We start from the raw sequence: 17661 nt of genomic DNA on the forward strand, positions 1-17661 counted from the left end.
GGCCGCCTCAGCGCCCGCCGGCCAGCGCCTCGGCCACCCCCGGCTCCCTGGGCCCGAGGAAGCGCGGGTCCGGCTCGAACACCGCGTCCAGCGCGGCCTTGCCCGCCGCGAGGACCTCCCGCGCGCCGCCGTAGTACCAGGTCACGTCGTGCTCGGCGTCGACCCCGACGCCGTACGACGCCACCCCCGCCTCCTGGCACAGCGCCACGGCCCGCCGGATGTGGAAACCCTGGCTGATCAGCACCGCCCGGTCGACCCCGAAGATCTTCTTCGCGCGGACGCAGGAGTCCCAGGTGTCGAAGCCCGCGTAGTCGCTGACGATCCGCCCGTCGGGCACGCCGTGCCGGACGAGGTACGCGCGCATGGCGTCCGGCTCGTCGTACTCCTCCCGGCTGTTGTCCCCGGTCACGAGCACCACCTCGATCCGCCCCGCGCGGTACAGCTCGGCCGCCGCGTCCAGCCGGTGCGCGAGGTACGGCGACGGCTCGCCGTCCCACAGCCCGGCACCGAAGACGACCGCGACCTCGGTACGGGGGACGTCGGCGGTGGTGCGCAGCCGGTCGCCGGTCACCACGTACATCCAGGTCGCCGGCAGCAGCGCCAGCACGCACCCGGCCATCACCGCCTGGATCAGCCGTCGCTGCCCCCCCCGCGGGTGCGCGGAAGGCGCGGTCTGCCAGGTCTCCAGCGGCGCATCGGTCGGTCCCCTCCCCGGTCGTCTCCTGCTCCCAGGGACGTGCGGACGCGCCGTCCGGTTCGCCGCCCGCTCACACGGGGCGGCCGCCGCCGGGTGAACCGACGGAAAATTCCCGTGACGTCCACGCAACGGGGAGGCAACGTCGTGCCGCCACTCTCGGTGCATGACGGCAATGACAGTGACGAGCACGACCGGCACGGCGCATCCCGGCGGCCCGCCCGCCCTGGTCGTCGTCGCCCACGGCAGCCGCGACCCGCGCGCGCTGAGCACCGTACGGGCCCTCCTCGACCGGGTGCGCGCCCTGCGCCCCGCCCTGCCGGTGCACCTCGGGCACATCGAGCTCAACGCCCCCCTGCTGCCCGACACGCTGGCCGCCCTCGGCGACGGGGAGGCGGTGCTCGTCCCCCTCCTCCTCAGCCGCGGCTACCACGTCGAGCGGGACATCCCCGACATGGCGGCCGCCTCCCCGGCCCGCACCCGCGTGGCCGCCCCGCTCGGTCCGCACCCCCTCCTCGTGGACGCCCTCCACGACCGCCTCACCGAGGCCGGCTGGCCCACCCGCGCCCCCCGCAACAGCGCCGTCGTCCTCGCCTCCGCCGGCTCCCGCGCCCCGGCCTCCCGCGCGGACACGGCCCGCACGGCAGGGCTCCTCGCGGCCCGCCTCGGCGTCCCGGTCATGCCCGCGTACGCCTCGGCGGCGGCCCCGACGGTCCCGGAAGCCGTCCGCACACTGACCGCCCAGGGCTACGACCGCATCGCCGTGGCCTCCTGCTTCACGGCCCCGGGCCGCTTCGCCACGGAGTGCGCGGCCGCAGCCCCCTGGATCGCGTCGGCCCCCCTGGGCATCCACCCGGCGATGGCCCACCTGCTCCTGCACCGCTACGACGAGGCGCTCAAAACGGGCAGCGCTTCTGAACGCCGGGCCATGGCCATGCCCTAGGGGCGCGGCGAACTGCGCGACCAGCCACGACGTCACCCGCACACGCAAACGGACCGCACCCCGCAGACGGGAAGGCGCCCAACTGTCACACCTCCCCCTTACTGTTCAAGACATGGAAGGCACCGCACCCCCCACCCCGTACGACCCCACGTCAGTGGCCCGCTGGGCCACCGAGCCCGACAAACGCCCCGGCCGCACCGCCTTCCAGCGCGACCGCGCCAGGGTCCTGCACTCCTCCGCCCTGCGCCGCCTCGCCGGCAAGACGCAGGTCGTCACGCCGGGCGAGGGCAATCCGATGTGGGACGCCAGCCCCCGCACCCGCCTCACGCACTCCCTGGAATGCGCCCAGGTCGGCCGCGAACTCGGCGCCGCCCTCGGCTGCGACCCGGACCTGGTGGAGGCCGCCTGCCTCTCCCACGACCTCGGCCACCCGCCCTTCGGCCACAACGGCGAGACCGCGCTGAACGAGTTCGCCGAGGACTGCGGCGGCTTCGAGGGCAACGCCCAGTCCCTGCGGCTGCTCACCCGCATCGAGCCCAAGCGGTTCACCGACGAGGGCTCCGTCGGCCTCAACCTCACCCGAGCCACCCTCGACGCCGCCACCAAGTACCCCTGGCCCCGCGGCGCCCACCCCACCGACCCGGCGTCGCCCAAGTTCGGCGTCTACGAGGACGACCGGCCCGTCTTCGCGTGGCTGCGCGAGGGCGCCCCCGCCGGCCGCACCTGCTTCGAGGCGCAGGTCATGGACTGGTCCGACGACGTGGCGTACTCCGTGCACGACGTCGAGGACGGCCTGCACGCCGGTCACATCGACCCGAACTGCCTGCTCGCCGACCCCGAGCGCGAGGCGGTCTTCGAGGTCGCCGTCGGCCGCTACGTCCCCGCCGGCACCGACCACGCCGAACTGGCCGCCGCCCTCGACCGCCTGCTCGCCCAGGACTGGTGGCCGCACGGCTACGACGGCTCGGCCGTCGCCCAGGCCCGCCTGAAGGACGCCACCAGCCAGCTCATCGGCCGCTTCTGCCTCGCCGCCGAGGCCGCCACCCGGGCCGCGTACGGGGGCGGCCGCCTCACCCGGTACACCGCCGAACTGGTCGTCCCGCGCGAGACCCGCCTGGAGTGCGCCGTCCTCAAGGCGGTCGCCGACCGGTACGTCATGCAGCGCGCCGAACAGGAGCGGCTCCGCGCCGACCAGCGCATCGTCGTCGCCGGACTGGCCGAGGCGCTCACCGCCCGCGCCCCCGACGGCCTCGACCCCCAGTTCCGCGCCCTGTTCGACCGGGCCGGCGACGACAAGGCGCGCAAACGGGTGATCGTCGACCAGATCGCCTCCCTCACGGACGCCTCGGCCCGCTCGCTTCACGCCCGGCTGACGGGGCATCCGGGAGACTGACGATGGCCTGATCGGGTCACTCCCCCTTCCCGCGCCACGCCGTGTGCGGGACGCTCGCATGTGGCGGCACTGACGAGGAGGCAACAAGTGGTCGACGCGGATCAGACATTCGTCATCGTCGGAGGAGGCCTGGCCGGCGCCAAGGCGGCCGAGACACTCCGCACGGAGGGATTCACCGGCCGGGTGATCCTCATCTGCGACGAGCGCGACCACCCTTACGAGCGCCCGCCGCTGTCCAAGGGCTACCTGCTCGGCAAGGAGGAACGCGACAGCGTCTTCGTGCACGAGCCCGCCTGGTACGCGCAGCACGACATCGAGCTGCACCTCGGCCAGACCGTCGTCGCCGTCGACCGCGCCGCGAAGACCGTCCACTACGGTGACGACGGCACCTTCGCCCGGTACGACAAGCTGCTCCTCGCCACCGGCGCCGAGCCCCGCCGCCTCGACGTGCCCGGCACCGACCTCGCGGGCGTCCACCACCTGCGCCGCCTCGCCCACGCCGAGCGGCTCAAGGGCGTCCTCGCCTCCCTCGGCCGGGACAACGGCCACCTCGTGATCGCCGGCGCCGGCTGGATCGGCCTGGAGGTCGCGGCGGCGGCCCGCGAGTACGGCGCGGAGGTCACCGTCGTCGAGCCGGGACCCACCCCGCTGCACGGCGTCCTCGGCCCCGAGCTGGGCTCCGTCTTCGCCGAGCTGCACGAGGCGCACGGCGTCCGCTTCCACTTCGGCGTGCAGCTGACCGAGATCGTCGGCCAGGACGGCATGGTGCTCGCCGCCCGCACCGACGACGGCGAGGAGCACCCCGCGCACGACGTGCTCGCCGCGATCGGCGCCGCCCCGCGCACCTCGCTCGCGCAGGCCGCGGGCCTGGAGATCGCCGACCGCGCGCACGGCGGCGGCATCGTCGTCGACGAGCGGCTGCGCACCTCCGACCCCGACATCCACGCGGCCGGCGACGTCGCCTCCTTCCCGCACGCCCTGTTCGACACCCGCCTGCGCGTGGAGCACTGGGCCAACGCCCTCAACGGCGGTCCCGCCGCGGCCCGCGCGATGCTCGGCAAGGACGTCCTCTACGACCGCGTGCCCTACTTCTTCTCGGACCAGTACGACCTGGGGATGGAGTACTCCGGCTGGGCACCGGCGGGCTCGTACGACCAGGTGGTGATCCGCGGGGACGCGGCGAAGCGCGAGTTCATCGCCTTCTGGGTGAAGGAGGGCCGCGTGCTGGCCGGGATGAACGTGAACGTGTGGGACGTCACGGACCCGATCCAGCGGCTGATCCGCTCCCGGGCCCAGGTGGACACGGAGGCCCTCGCGGACCCGCACGTATCCCTCGAAAGCCTCATTCCCTAGCTCCGATTCCGTCCCCGTAGACTTCACACGTGGCAGGACGGATCAACGACGAGGACGTGAAGGCGGTACGGGACGCGGTCCCGATCGACGCCGTCGTCTCCGAGTACCTCCAGCTGCGCAACGCGGGCGGCGGCAACCTCAAGGGGCTGTGCCCGTTCCACGACGAGAAGTCGCCGTCCTTCCAGGTCAGCCCGAGCAAGGGTCTCTTCCACTGCTTCGGCTGCCAGGAGGGTGGCGACACCATCACGTTCGTGATGAAGATCGACCACCTCACCTTCTCCGAGGCGGTCGAGCGCCTGGCCGGTCAGGCCGGCATCACCCTGCGCTACGAGGAGGGCGGCTACAACCCCGCCCACCAGCGCGGCGAGCGCATCCGGCTGGTCGAGGCCCACAAGATCGCCGCCCAGTGGTACGCGGAGCAGCTGGCGACCAGCCCCGAGGCCGACACCGGCCGCGCCTTCCTCGCCGACCGCGGCTTCGACCAGTCCGCCGCCGAGCACTTCGGCGTCGGCTACAGCCCCCAGGGCTGGGACCACCTCACCCGCTTCCTGCGCGGCAAGGGCTTCAGCGACAAGGAGCTGATCCTCTCCGGGCTTGCCCAGGAGGGCCGCCGCGGCCCCATCGACCGCTTCCGAGGCCGGCTGATGTGGCCCATCCGCGACATCGGCGGCGACGTCGTCGGCTTCGGCGCCCGCAAGCTCTACGAGGCCGACAACGGCCCGAAGTACCTGAACACGCCCGACACCGCGATCTACCGGAAGTCCCAGGTCCTCTACGGCATCGACCTCGCGAAGAAGGACATCGCGAAGGCGTCCCGCGCGGTCGTCGTCGAGGGCTACACCGACGTCATGGCCTGCCACCTGGCCGGCGTCACCACCGCCATCGCCACCTGCGGCACGGCGTTCGGCGGCGACCACATCAAGATCCTGCGGCGCCTGCTGATGGACAACGGCTCGGCCCGCGTGATCTTCACCTTCGACGGCGACGCGGCCGGCCAGAAGGCGGCCCTGCGCGCCTTCGAGGACGACCAGAAGTTCGCCGCCGAGACGTACATCGCCATCGCGCCCGACGGCATGGACCCCTGCGACCTGCGCCTCGCCAAGGGCGACGACGCCGTCGCCGACCTGGTCGAGCCGCGCACCCCGCTGTTCGAGTTCGCGCTGCGCCAGATCGTCGCCCGCTACGACCTGGACACCCCGGCCGGCCGCGCGGCGGCCCTCGACGAGGCCGCCCCGGTGGTCGCCCGCATCAAGAACAGCGGCGCGCAGCACGAGGTCGCCGTGCAGCTCGCCGGCATGCTCGGCATCCTCGACACCCAGTTCGTGGTCAAGCGCGTCGCCCAGCTGGCCCGCTGGGCCCGCGAACGCGGCGGCAAGGGCCCCGCACCCGACCGGCCGCAGCGCGGCGGCGGTGGCGCGCAGGAGTACGCCCCCACCGACCGGGCGACCCCCCGCGGCCCCGCACTGAACCTGCGCAACCCCGTCTTCGCCACCGAACGCGAGCTGCTCAAGCTCGCCCTCCAGCGCCCCGAGCTGGTCTCCCCGGCCTTCGACGCGTACGGCGTGGACGAGTTCACCGCCCCGCCCTACGCGGCGGTACGCCAGGCGATCATGGAGGCGGGCGGCGCCGAGTTCGGCGTCCAGGACCCGCAGGACTACCTGGTCCGCGTCCGCGAGGCCGCCCCCGACGACGCCGTCCGCGCCATGGTCACCGAACTCGCCGTCGAGGCGATCATGCTGCACCGGGGCGTGAAGGGCGTCGACGAGGTCTACGCGGGCGCCCAGCTGGTCACCGTCCGGCGCCGCGCCGTCGAACGCCGCATCCGCGACATCACCGGCCGCCTCACCCGCCTGGGCGGCCACGGCGACCCCGCCGAACTCGCCGCCGTGCAGAACGAGCTGTGGGTCCTCCAGCAGTACGACCAGACCCTGCGCGAACACGGCGCCGCCGCGCTGTAACGGCGCCCCCCGATCACCACGCGGTCACGGACCGGACGCAAAAAGTCACCGCACGCCCCTCGTGGCGGCGATGTGTCGTACCCCACACTAAGGGCGGTGCCCGAGTCCTCGGAGCGCGGCCGATCCGTCCCCGGCGGATCCCGGAACCCCCGGGTCGCGCTCAATACGAACGGGACGGACGGCGGCGAGCGCGCCGACTCCGCCCCCGAAGTACCGCTGCCGCCCCCGCCGGCAGCGTCCCTCCTGGAGGTCGCCCCCGTGCAGACCCAGACCCTCGCCCAGACCGACGCGCCTGCCGACGGCGCGGAGCCGGACGCGGACACCGGCGCCCTCCTCGCCATGCCCCCGCGGCACCGCGCCGTGCACGACCCGGAGCCCGCGCCCGACGAGCCGCCGGCCGGCACCGCCGAGGAGCCCGCCGAAGCCGCCGAGGCCGAGGAGCCCGCCGAGCCGCCGGCGCCCACCCGCACCGAGACCGGTGGGCCCTCCTCCGACCTGTTCCGCCAGTACCTGCGCGAGATCGGCCGGATCCCGCTGCTCTCCGCGGCCGAGGAGGTCGACCTCGCGCGCCGCGTGGAGGCCGGGCTGTTCGCCGAGGAGAAGCTGCGGCTCACCCCCGACCTGGACAGCAGCCTCGCCCTGGACCTCGACCGGCTCGTCGTCCTGGGCCGCCTCGCCAAGCGCCGCCTGATCGAGGCGAACCTGCGGCTCGTCGTGTCGGTCGCCAAGCGGTACGTCGGGCGCGGGCTGACCATGCTCGACCTGGTCCAGGAGGGGAACCTGGGCCTGATCCGGGCCGTGGAGAAGTTCGACTACGCCCGCGGCTACAAGTTCTCCACGTACGCCACCTGGTGGATCCGCCAGGCCATGTCCCGCGCGCTGGCCGACCAGGCCCGCACCATCCGCGTCCCCGTCCACGTCGTGGAGCTGATCAACCGGGTCGTCCGCGTCCAGCGCCGCATGCTCCAGGAGCGCGGCTGCGAACCGACCCCGCAGGAGGTCGCCGCCCACCTGGACCTGCCCCCCGAGCGCGTCGGCGAGGTGCTGCGCCTGGCCCAGGAGCCCGTCTCCCTGCACGCCCCCGTCGGTGAGGAGGACGACGTCGCCCTCGGTGACCTGATCGAGGACGGCGACGCCACCAGCCCCGTCGAGTCCGCCGCGTTCCTGCTGCTGCGCGAGCACCTGGAGGCCGTGCTCTCCACGCTCGGCGAACGCGAACGCAAGGTCGTCCAGCTCCGCTACGGCCTGGTCGACGGCCGCCCCCGCACCCTGGAGGAGATCGGCCGCATCTTCGGCGTCACCCGGGAGCGGATACGCCAGATCGAGTCCAAGACCCTCAACAAACTCCGCGATCACGCCTTCGCGGACCAGCTCAGGGGCTACCTCGACTGACCCGGGGGCCCGACGGGCCGGGCCCCCGCCCGCTCAGCCGTCGACCTCGGCCACGGCCTGCGCGAACTGCGCCTGGTACAGCCGCGCGTACGCCCCGTCGGCCGCCAGCAGGTCGGCGTGCGCGCCCTGCTCGACGATCGACCCGTTCTCCATGACGAGGATGGTGTCCGCGTCCCGGATGGTGGAGAGCCGGTGCGCGATGACGAACGAGGTGCGCCCGTGGGCCAGTTTGGCCATCGCCTTCTGGATCAGCACCTCGGTACGGGTGTCCACCGAACTCGTCGCCTCGTCCAGCACCAGGATCACCGGGTCGGACAGGAACGCCCGCGCGATGGTGATGAGCTGCTTCTCACCCGCGCTCACCCCCGTGCCCTCGTCGTCGATCACGGTGTCGTAGCCGTCGGGCAGCGTCCGCACGAACCGGTCCGCGTGCGCCGCCCGCGCGGCCTCCTCGATCTCCCCGCGGGTGACCTCGCGGGACGCGCCGTACGCGATGTTCTCCGCGATGGTGCCGCCGAACAGCCAGGTGTCCTGGAGCACCATGCCGATCCCGGCCCGCAGTTCGTCCCGGGACATCTTCGCTATGTCGACGCCGTCCAGGGTGATCCGGCCGCCGGACACCTCGTAGAACCGCATCAGCAGATTGACCAGCGTGGTCTTGCCGGCGCCCGTCGGGCCGACGATGGCGACCGTGTGACCCGGCTCCACCTTCAGCGACAGATCCTCGATCAGCGGCTTCTCCGGGTCGTAGCGGAACGACACGTGCTCCAGCTCCACCCGCCCGCGCAGCTCCTCGGGCCGCACGCCGGGGACCGGGTCCGCCGACTGCTCGTCCGCGTCCAGCAGCTCGAAGACCCGCTCCGCCGACGCCACGCCGGACTGCACCAGGTTCGCCATCGACGCGACCTGCGTCAGCGGCATCGAGAACTGCCGGGAGTACTGGATGAAGGCCTGCACGTCACCGATCGACAGCGCGCCCGACGCCACCCGCAGGCCGCCGACGACCGCGACGAGCACGTAGTTCAGGTTCGACACGAACATCATCAGCGGCTGCATGATCCCGCTGTTGAACTGCGCCTTGAATCCGGCCTCGTACAGCGCGTCGTTCTGCTCGGCGAACTGCTTCGCCGACTCCTCCTGGCGGCCGAACACCTTCACCAGCGCGTGCCCGGTGTACATCTCCTCGATGTGCGCGTTCAGCTGGCCCGTCGAACGCCACTGCTGCACGAACTGCGGCTGCGACCGCTTGCCGACCCGCGTGGCCACCACGAAGGACAGCGGCACCGTCACCAGCGCGACCAGCGCGAGGATCCAGGAGACGTAGAACATCATCACCAGCACGCCGATGATGGTCAGCAGCGAGTTGATCAGCTGGCCCATCGACTGCTGGAGCGTCTGCCCGATGTTGTCGATGTCGTTCGTCGCCCGGGACAGCACCTCGCCGCGCTGACGCTTGTCGAAGTACGACAGCGGCAGCCGCGACAGCTTCGTCTGCACGTCCTCGCGCATCCGGAACATCGTCCGGTTGACCGCTCGGTTCACCAGCCGGGTCGCCACCGCCATCAGCAGTCCGGCCACGGCGAACACCGCCAGCGCCAGCAGCAGCACGTGCCCCACGGCGGTGAAGTCGATGCCCTCGCCCGGCGTGAAGTCCGTACTGCGCAGCATGTCGGCGACATCGCCGTCACCGCGCTCCCGCATGGACGCGAGGACCTGCTCCTTCGTCGCCCCGGACGGCATGTTCCGCCCGACGATGCCCGCGAAGACCAGGTCGGTGGCCTTGCCGAGGATCTTCGGTCCGATCACGCTGAGGCCGACGCTGACGACCACGCAGGCCAGCAGCGCGTAGATCGTCACCCGCTCCGGCCGGAACCGGGCGACGAGCCGTTTGCCCGACCCCTTGAAGTCCATCGAACGCTGGTCGGGGCCGCCCCCGGCCATCATGCGACCGCCAGGCCCCGCCATCAGGCAGCCTCCGCTTCCGTGAGCTGGGAGAGCACGATCTCCCGGTAGGTCTCGTTGTCCGCCATCAGCTCGTGGTGCCGGCCCACGCCGACCACCCGACCCTCGTCCAGCACGATGATCCGGTCGGCGTCCCGGATGGTCGCCACGCGCTGCGCCACGATCACCACGGTCGCCTCGGCCGTCTCCCGGGCCAGCGCGGCGCGCAGAGCGGCGTCGGTGGCGTAGTCGAGCGCCGAGAACGAGTCGTCGAAGAGGTAGATCTCCGGGCGCTGCACCAGCGTGCGGGCGATCGACAGCCGCTGCCGCTGACCGCCCGACACATTGGTCCCGCCCTGCGCGATCGGCGCGTCGAGCCCGCCCTCCAGCCGCTCCACGAACTCCTTGGCCTGCGCCACCTCCAGCGCGTGCCACAGCTCCTCGTCCGTGGCGTCCGGGTTCCCGTAGCGCAGATTGGTCGCGACCGTGCCCGCGAAGAGGTACGGCTTCTGCGGCACCAGGCTGACGACCTTGGCCAGCACCTTCGGATCGACGGTGCGTACGTCCACCCCGTCGACCAGCACCTCCCCGTCCGTGGCGTCGAACAGCCGGGGCACCAGCCCCAGCAGCGTGGACTTGCCGCTGCCGGTCGAGCCGATGACGGCGGTCGTCTCGCCCGGCAGGGCCACCAGGCCGATGTTCCTCAGCACCGGCTCCTCGGCCCCCGGATACCGGAACCCGGCACCACGGAGCTCCAGATGCCCGTGCCGGCGCAGCTCGGTGACCGGCGCGAGGGGCGGCACCACGCTGCTGTCGGTGTCCAGGACCTCCTGGATCCGCTCGGCGCACACCTCCGCGCGCGGCACCATCATGAACATGAAGGTGGCCATCATCACGGACATGACGATCTGCATCAGATAGGCCAGGAACGCGGTCAGGTCACCGATCTGCATCCCGCCGCTCTCGATCCGGTGGGCGCCGAACCACACCACCGCGATCGACGACAGGTTCACCACCGTCATGACCACCGGGAACATCAGCGCGAGCAGATTGCCGGTGCCCAGCGCCACGTCCGTCAGATCGGAGTTGGCCTTCCGGAACCGCTGCTGCTCGTAGTCGTCGCGTACGAAGGCGCGGATGACCCGGTTGCCGGTGATCTGCTCGCGCAGCACCCGGTTCACCGTGTCCAGGCGCACCTGCATGGACCGGAACAGGGGCCGCAGCCGCCGCACGATCAGCGTCACGCAGATCGCCAGCACCGGCACGACGCCGACGAGCACCCCGGACAGCGGCACGTCCAGGCCGAGCGCCATCACGATGCCGCCGACGCACATGATGGGCGCCGACACCATCAGCGTGAACGTCATCAGGGCCAGCATCTGGACCTGCTGCACGTCGTTCGTCGTCCGTGTGATCAGCGAGGGCGCGCCGAAGTTGCCCACCTCCCGCGCGGAGAACGACTGCACCCGGTCGAAGACGGCGCCCCGCAGGTCCCGGCCGAGCGCGGAGGCGGTGCGGGCGCCGTAGTAGACGGCGCCGATGTTGCACACGACCTGCACCAGCGAGATGCCGATCATCAGAGCGCCGTAGCCCAGGATGTAGCCGGAGTCGCCGTTGACGACACCGTTGTCGATGATGTCCGCGTTCAGGGTCGGCAGGTAGAGGCTGGCGCAGGTCTGCAGGAACTGCAGCGCCACCAGCAGGGCGATGGGTTTCTTGTAGGGCCTGAGAAAGGTCCGCAACAGTCGTATGAGCACGCTGGGTCTCTCGGGGTCGGCGACAGGGGCGATTGGTTGCCCCTGGCCCCTATCGTCGAACACTCCACCCGCGTTACCTCAACCGATTAAGCCGACAGCGTCGTGCTTCCGGCCGCTCGGGCGGCCCTACGGGCGCAGCGCCCCCGGGTGCGTCTGCTCCCGCACCGACACGAACTGCTGCCGCACCGCCTGACCCACGGCCAGCTCCTCGCCCGGCTCCAGCACCTGCGCCACCGCGCCCTGCCAGGCCGGGGGAGTGCGCGGGTCCAGCGTGCCCTGCGACACTCCCAGCGCCCAGGCCGCCTGCCGGGCCGCGCCGATCGCCGCGTAGTCCGCCGGCTGCGGTACGACGACCTGCACCCCGAACAGCGCCGGAGCCACCGCCTGCACGGCCGGCAGCTCGGCCGCCGCGCCCAGCAGGAACACCCGCCGCACGTCCACACCCCGGCCGCGCAGCACGTCCAGGGCGTCGGCGAGGCCGCACAGCATGCCCTCGAACGCGGCCCGCGCCAGATGCTCGGGCTTCATCGACTCGCGCCGCAGCCCGGCCAGCGTCCCGGCGGTGTGCGGCAGATTCGGTGTCCGCTCACCCTCCAGATACGGCAGCAGCACCAGTCCGTGCGCGCCCGGCGTCGACTTCATCGCCAGGTCGGACAGGCTCTCCAGGTCCGGCAGGCCGAGCAGTTCGGCGGTGCCGCGCAGGGTCCGTACCGCGTTCAGGGTGGTGACGACCGGCAGGTGCATGCCGGTGGCGTCCGCCAGGGAGGTGATCATGCCGCTCTGGTCGACGAGCGCCTCGGGGTGCACGGCCATCACCGAGCCGGAGGCGCCGAGGGAGACCACCGCGTCCCCGAGGCCGATCCCGAGCCCGAAGGCCGCGGCCATCGTCTCGCCGGTCCCCGCGGAGATCAGGAGGCCCTCCGGCGTCGTACCGGCCGCGTCGGCCGGGCCGATCACCTCCGGCAGCATCGCCTGGTGCCCGAGCGCCAGCTCGACCAGATCGGGCCGGTACCCGCCGGTCGCCGCCGACCAGTACCCGGTCCCGGAGGCGCCGCCCCGGTCGGTGGTCCTGCGGGCCGGCCGCCCCAGCAGCTGCCACACCAGCCAGTCGTGGGCCTGGAGCAGAACGGCGGTCCGCGCGGCGGCCTCGGGCTCGGTCCTGGCCAGCCAGCGCAGCTTGGTCACGGGCTGCGGGGCCTGCGGCACACAGCCCACGGACTGCGCCCACGCCTCGCGCCCGCCGAGCGCGTCGATCAGATCGGCCGCCGCCACCTGCGAGCGCTTGTCGCCGCCCACCATGGCCGGGCGCACGGTGTTGCCCTGGGAGTCCAGCGGCACGACCGAGTTGGCCTGGGCCGAGACCCCGATGGCCTGGACGCCCTCCAGCAGCCCGCCGCCGGCGGCCTCCCCGAGGGACAGGAGCCAGGCCTGCGGGTCGACGTCGGAGGGACGGCCACCGCCGTCGGGGCTCTCGACCGGATGCGGCGCGTACCCCTGCCGGAGCACGGCCCCCGTGTCCGCATCACAGACGACGATTCGAGTGAAATCGGGCGCACTGTCCAACCCGGCGACTATCCCCATGCGCAAAATTCTGCCGCACCGCGGGAGGTGTCCGTACCGGGTGGGGGCACGCGCCTCAGGTGTTGCTGGTGCCCCAGTCGTCCGAGCCGGTGCCGTTGGCGTTGCGCTCGCGCAGCGACCGCACCCGCTGGGCGACCGAGTCGGGCATCCGGTCGCCGACCTTGTCGCTCACCACGGTGTAGGCCTTGTCCGCGAAGTGCCGTCCCTGCTGTGCCGCCGACTCGGCGGTGTTGCGGACGGCCGGGTTCTGTGCGACCTGCCGCGCGGACTTCCTCAACTGCTCGTACCGCTCGCGCCCGGCCTTCGTTCCGAGCACGTAACCGACGGCGAGTCCGACGACGAATGTGAGCCGGTAACGCATGGCGGCCACCTTCCCTTGCGTAGCTCTGACAGTGCCGGGGAGTACCGATTGGCAAAGCACCCCCCTGCTTGCGCTAATGTATGTGTCGCAGCGAGCGCGCGCCCCCTGGCGAATACCCAGGCAGATGCGTTCGATGCAACGAGGCATTCCTCCGTAGCTCAATTGGCAGAGCAGCCGGCTGTTAACCGGCAGGTTACTGGTTCGAGTCCAGTCGGGGGAGCTCGGTCCTCCGTAGCTCAATTGGCAGAGCAGCCGGCTGTTAACCGGCAGGTTACTGGTTCGAGTCCAGTCGGGGGAGCAGGTGAACGAGGGCCCTTCGGGGTCCTTTTTCATGTCCGGACACATGCCGGGCGATCTTCTGGGAACTCACGGGAACCGTGCGCCACGCTGCGGAGTCCTCAAGGTCGTGAAGGCGTCGCAGTGAGCCGACCAGCCGAGGCAGGAGATCGTATGAGCGGCTATGCTGCGGCAGACGGCGCGCACACGGGTACGCGACACGCCGTGTATGGGGCGGTAGCTCAGCCGGTTAGAGCAGCGGACTCATAATCCGTCGGCCGTGGGTTCGAGTCCCACCCGCCCCACTCCGCGCCACCCGCGCAGAAACCTTCTGGCCGGGTGGCGGCACGCAGGCGAGGGAAGCCGGGTCACCGGCCGCCCTCGCCGTTCTCGTTGCCGTCCTCGTCGTCGCGTTCGCCCTCCGCCTGGGAGGGCGTGGTCTGCGACGGGTTCTGGCCGTCCGTGGCGTCCCGCTCGTCGTCGCGCTCGCCCTCCGCCTGGGACGGGGTCTGTCCGTTCATCGTGGCACCTCCTGCCGGACCGGGTTTCCGCGCCGAGTACCCCGCCCGCGCCGACGGCACCACGCCATCGGGACCGGTGTCTCAGCGGCCGGCCCGCTCCAGGGCCGTCCGCAGCGCCGAGCGCACCTCGGGCGGTGGCGGCGGGCCGTCGTTGCGGGCGCCGGCGGTCACCGCCGCGGCCACCGTGCGCAGCTTGGTGTTGGACAGCTGCGAGGCCTCCCGCAGGATGTGCCACGCTTCGTCCGGCGTACAGGCGTGCAGGGCCATCAGCACGCCCCGCGCCTGGTCGATGACCGGACGGGAGGCGATGGCCTGCCGGAGCTGCTCCACCTCCTCCTGCAGCACGCTCAGCCGCTCGGACCGCTCCGCCGCCACCGCCGAGCCCGCCGGTTCCGCGGTGCGGGGGTGCGGCGTGCCGTCGAGGGGTGCGGTGGTGTCCAGGCCGAGCAGCTCGAGGATCCGGCGTGGCTGGCCGGTCCAGTTCCGCGCCGTCACCGGCACCGCCCGCCGGTCGCCGTAGCCGCGCAGCAGCTCCAGGAACTGCAGTCCGGCCGTGTCCATGAAAACCACGTCGCCCATGTCCAGGTCGACCCGCTCGATGCCCGCGGGCAATGCGGCCAGGGCTTCGGCCAGGGTGTCCGCGCACCCGTGGACCAGCTCCCCCCGTGGGACGAGCACTGCCCGGTCCGCCTCCACATGGCCGTCGATCACCAGGGTGGCCGGCCTCCCCGCCAGACGTGGTGGTGCCGCTGAGGTCATGTCACCGCCTTGTCCGTCCTCGTTGATCCCCGACGACGTTCGCAACGTCACCCGGCCCCCGTCTGCTGGTGCGCCTGCCCGCCGGCCGGCCGGAGTACACCCGGCTGCGGGGAATGACCGGTCCATGGAGGGGTAAAGGCGTTGCCGGACGTGGCCGGGCCGTCCCCTCACAGGGGCGACTGCCAGGTGGCCGTCGGCCGGGCGCCGTCGGCCGTGCCGTCGTGCGAGACCGTGAGCCGCACCGCGTCGCGGCCGTCCGGCAGGGACGCGGTGGCGTCGACGGAGACCTCGACGCGGGAGACGCCGTGGCCGCGGGAGACGGCGGCCAGGGCGCGGCGCAGGGCGGCGAGGAGGCGGTCGGCGACCCGGTCCGGTACGCGGCTGTCGACGGCGCCCGTGAAGTGGGTGGAGGGCGGGAAGCCGAGCAGGGCGGCGGCGGAGGCGGTCTCGCGCAGCACCCGGCCGCGCAGTCCGGCCGGCGGGCCGGGCGGGGGCTGCTGGAGCGCGAAGATCGCCGTACGGACCTCCTGGACCGTGGAGCGCAGCTCGTCCACCGCCCGGCCGAGGATGTCGCGGACCTCGTCCGCGCCGGGGCGGCGCTGCGTGGACTCCAGCATCATGCCGGTGGCGAACAGCCGCTGCACCACCAGGTCGTGCAGGTCGCGGGCGATGCGGTCGCGGTCCTCGTACACCGCGAGGCGCTCCCGGCCGTGCCGGGCGTCGGCGAGGACGAGGGCCAGCGCGGCCTGGGAGGCGAACTGGGTCGCGAGCAGCCGTTCGACGGCCGTGTAGGGGTGGCCGCCGCGGCGGCGGGGCAGGGCGAGAGTGCCGATCAGCCGGCCGTTCGCCTGCAGCGGCAGCATCATGCTGGGGCCGAACCGGTGCCGTACGTGCGTCGTCATGCGCGGGTCGGTCGCCGAGTCCGCGACGAACACCGGCTCGCCACCGAGGAGCTGCTCGAGGACGGGGCTGCCCGGGGCGATGGTCGCGCCGACGATGCCGTCCGCGTCGTCGGGCGCCGAGGCGGTCACGATCTCCATGCCGCCCTCGGCGGTCGGCTGGAGGATCACACCGGCCGAGGCGTCGGCGAGCAGCCGGGCCCGCTCCGCGACCGTCGTCAGGGCGTCGTCCGCGCTCTCGCCGGTGAGCAGCGCTGTGGTGACGGCCGCCGCGCCCTCGATCCAGCGCTCGCGCTGCCGGGCCGTCTCGTACAGCCGGGCGTTGCCGATCGCGATGCCGGCCTGCGTGGCGAGGACCCGCAGCAGTTGCTCGTCCTCGGCCGTGAACGGGCCGCCACCGGGCGCTTCGGCCAGACACAGCTCGCCGAACTCCTCGTCCCCCACGTGGATCGGCACCCGCAGCCGGTGGGCGGTGCCGGGCGGGGTGGGGCAGTCCCGGTGCGGTGCGCCGATGCCGGGGAGGCCGGCCGCGTCCGGGTCGGTGGTGGTCAGGGACGCGCAGGCGGCGCCCGTCAGTTCGGCGGCGCCGTCCACGACGTGCCGCAGGGTGCTGCGCAGATCCAGGTCGGTGCCGACGCCGAGGACGGCGTCGAGGAGACGGGTCAGCCGTGACGCGGGCCGCGCGGTCATGCCGTCGGATTCCTCGGCGGGTCAGTCGGCCAGCGGGTCCAGCACCAGCGGCTCCACCCGGCCCTCCAGCATCGTGCCGAGCCCCTGGACGGCGCACACGTCGGGCCGCTCCGCGATGTGCACCGGCATGCCGGTCGCCTGACGCAGCATCTGGTCGAAGCCGGGCAGCAGCGCACTGCCGCCCACCATCATGATCCCGCGGTCGGCGAGGTCCGCGACCAGGTCCGGCGGGCAGTCGCGCAGCACCTTGCCGATGCCGTCGAGCACGGCCGTCAGCGGCGTCTGGATCGCGTTGCGCACCGCGGCGGTGTCGACCTTCACACTGCGGGCCAGGCCGGTCGCCACGTCCCGCCCGTGGATCTCGGTGGACGCCGGGCCCTGCGGGGTGAGCCCGTTGCCGGACAGGGCGAGCTGCAGCGGGCGTACCGACTGGCTGGGCAGCACCAGCTCGTGCTGGTGGCGCAGGTGCTGCACGATCGCGTGGTCGACGGCCTCCCCTCCCACCGGGATGCGCTCGGCGGTGACGATCGAGCCGAGGGAGAGCACCGCGACCTGCGTGGCGTGCGCCCCGCACACCATGATCATCGTCGCCTCGGGCTGCTCCACGGGCAGCCCGCAGCCGACCGCCGCGGCGATCAGGGTGTCGACGAGCTCCACCCGCCGGGCGCCGAGCCCGACCAGCGTCTCGATCGCCGCGCGCTGGGCCAGCGGATCGGCGTCGTGCGGCGTGCAGACGGCGGCGCGCAGCCGGGGCTTGCGGCGCAGCGCCCGGCGGATCTTGTCCCCGAGCAGGTGCCGCAGCATGCGCTGGGCCATCTCGATGTCGACGATCGTGCCGCCGGAGACCGGGCGCACGACACGGATGTAGCCGGGGGTGCGGCCGGTCATCTTCTCCGCGAGCTCGCCCACCGCGATGAGCGCGCCGGTACGGGTGTTGACCGCGGCGGCGGACGGCTGGTCGACGACCAGCCCGGAGCCCTTCACATAGACCCGGGTTCTCGACGCGCCGAGGTCGACGCCGAAATGGCAGCGGCGCAGCTGCTCCAGAGTGGCGGTCATGGCAGTTCCTCCCGAGAGCGCAGACCGTGCGGGGCCGGCGGGTGGCCGGTCTCCTAGGCATCGTGCGCGGGGGCGGGAGCGCGC

General features: G+C 72.8%; 13 protein-coding genes, 3 tRNA genes and 1 pseudogene. 8 read left to right on the top strand and 9 right to left on the bottom strand.

Annotated features, from left to right (window positions below; genetic code table 11):
* Positions 1–7 precede the first annotated feature (7 nt).
* A pseudogene (locus tag IEZ05_RS00615) lies at positions 8–696 on the bottom strand (SanA/YdcF family protein).
* A gap of 164 nt (positions 697–860) precedes the next feature.
* Here IEZ05_RS00615 and IEZ05_RS00620 point away from each other — a divergent pair.
* The 5 genes from IEZ05_RS00620 (at position 861) to IEZ05_RS00640 (ending at position 7733) form a co-directional block, all read left to right on the top strand.
* Positions 861–1637 carry a sirohydrochlorin chelatase gene (locus IEZ05_RS00620; protein ID WP_189227936.1) on the top strand — a complete coding sequence of 259 codons (777 nt, stop codon included), beginning with the start codon at positions 861–863 and terminating at the stop codon, positions 1635–1637.
* Positions 1638–1749: 112 nt separating this feature from the next.
* Positions 1750–3030 carry a deoxyguanosinetriphosphate triphosphohydrolase gene (locus tag IEZ05_RS00625; RefSeq protein WP_189227937.1) on the top strand — a complete coding sequence of 427 codons (1281 nt, stop codon included), beginning with the start codon at positions 1750–1752 and terminating at the stop codon, positions 3028–3030.
* 87 nt (positions 3031–3117) lie between these two features.
* Positions 3118–4383, top strand: coding sequence for an NAD(P)/FAD-dependent oxidoreductase (locus IEZ05_RS00630; RefSeq protein WP_189227938.1), 1266 nt, complete (start codon positions 3118–3120; stop codon positions 4381–4383).
* 29 nt (positions 4384–4412) lie between these two features.
* Positions 4413–6341, top strand: coding sequence for a DNA primase (gene dnaG, locus IEZ05_RS00635; RefSeq protein WP_189227939.1), 1929 nt, complete (start codon positions 4413–4415; stop codon positions 6339–6341).
* Positions 6342–6437: 96 nt separating this feature from the next.
* Entirely contained in the window at positions 6438–7733 is a 1296-nt protein-coding gene (locus IEZ05_RS00640) for an RNA polymerase sigma factor (RefSeq protein WP_189227940.1), read from the top strand.
* 33 nt (positions 7734–7766) lie between these two features.
* On the opposite strand, the gene IEZ05_RS00645 is transcribed toward IEZ05_RS00640, so the two are convergent.
* The 4 genes from IEZ05_RS00645 to IEZ05_RS00660 all read right to left on the bottom strand — a co-directional run bounded on the left by IEZ05_RS00645 (position 7767) and on the right by IEZ05_RS00660 (position 13373).
* Positions 7767–9698 (bottom strand): ABC transporter ATP-binding protein, encoded by a 1932-nt coding sequence (locus IEZ05_RS00645; RefSeq protein WP_189227941.1) that lies wholly within the window; start codon positions 9696–9698, stop codon positions 7767–7769.
* Positions 9698–11431, bottom strand: a complete 1734-nt coding sequence (locus tag IEZ05_RS00650; protein ID WP_189227942.1) for an ABC transporter ATP-binding protein — start codon at positions 11429–11431, stop codon at positions 9698–9700. Before IEZ05_RS00650 ends, IEZ05_RS00645 begins: the two co-directional genes overlap by 1 nt.
* 126 nt (positions 11432–11557) lie before the next feature.
* Positions 11558–13012 (bottom strand): xylulokinase, encoded by a 1455-nt coding sequence (locus tag IEZ05_RS00655; RefSeq protein WP_189227943.1) that lies wholly within the window; start codon positions 13010–13012, stop codon positions 11558–11560.
* A 55-nt stretch (positions 13013–13067) separates the two neighbouring features.
* A complete protein-coding gene (locus IEZ05_RS00660; RefSeq protein WP_189227944.1) occupies positions 13068–13373 on the bottom strand; it encodes a YtxH domain-containing protein in 306 nt (101 codons plus the stop codon).
* Between the two features lie 147 nt (positions 13374–13520).
* On the opposite strand from IEZ05_RS00660, the gene IEZ05_RS00665 reads away from it, so the two are divergent.
* From IEZ05_RS00665 to IEZ05_RS00675, 3 genes are all read left to right on the top strand, one after another.
* Positions 13521–13593 (top strand) — tRNA-Asn (locus IEZ05_RS00665).
* 5 nt (positions 13594–13598) lie between these two features.
* Positions 13599–13671: transfer RNA gene (locus IEZ05_RS00670), tRNA-Asn, on the top strand.
* 209 nt (positions 13672–13880) lie between these two features.
* A tRNA-Ile gene (locus tag IEZ05_RS00675) sits at positions 13881–13954 on the top strand.
* A 63-nt stretch (positions 13955–14017) separates the two neighbouring features.
* Here IEZ05_RS00675 and IEZ05_RS00680 read toward each other — a convergent pair.
* From IEZ05_RS00680 to IEZ05_RS00695, 4 genes are all read right to left on the bottom strand, one after another.
* Complete coding sequence (locus tag IEZ05_RS00680) at positions 14018–14170, bottom strand: hypothetical protein (protein WP_189227945.1); 153 nt, start codon at positions 14168–14170, stop codon at positions 14018–14020.
* Positions 14171–14251: 81 nt separating this feature from the next.
* Positions 14252–14929 carry an ANTAR domain-containing protein gene (locus tag IEZ05_RS00685; protein WP_189227946.1) on the bottom strand — a complete coding sequence of 226 codons (678 nt, stop codon included), beginning with the start codon at positions 14927–14929 and terminating at the stop codon, positions 14252–14254.
* A gap of 167 nt (positions 14930–15096) precedes the next feature.
* Positions 15097–16518: a GAF domain-containing protein gene (locus tag IEZ05_RS00690; protein ID WP_189227947.1), complete on the bottom strand. Its 1422-nt coding sequence runs from the start codon at positions 16516–16518 to the stop codon at positions 15097–15099.
* Positions 16519–16539: 21 nt separating this feature from the next.
* Positions 16540–17577, bottom strand: a complete 1038-nt coding sequence (locus IEZ05_RS00695) for a rod shape-determining protein (RefSeq protein ID WP_189227948.1) — start codon at positions 17575–17577, stop codon at positions 16540–16542.
* Positions 17578–17661: the final 84 nt, after the last annotated feature.

It is taken from the genome of Streptomyces flaveolus (assembly GCF_014648815.1).
GTDB lineage: Bacteria > Actinomycetota > Actinomycetes > Streptomycetales > Streptomycetaceae > Streptomyces > Streptomyces flaveolus.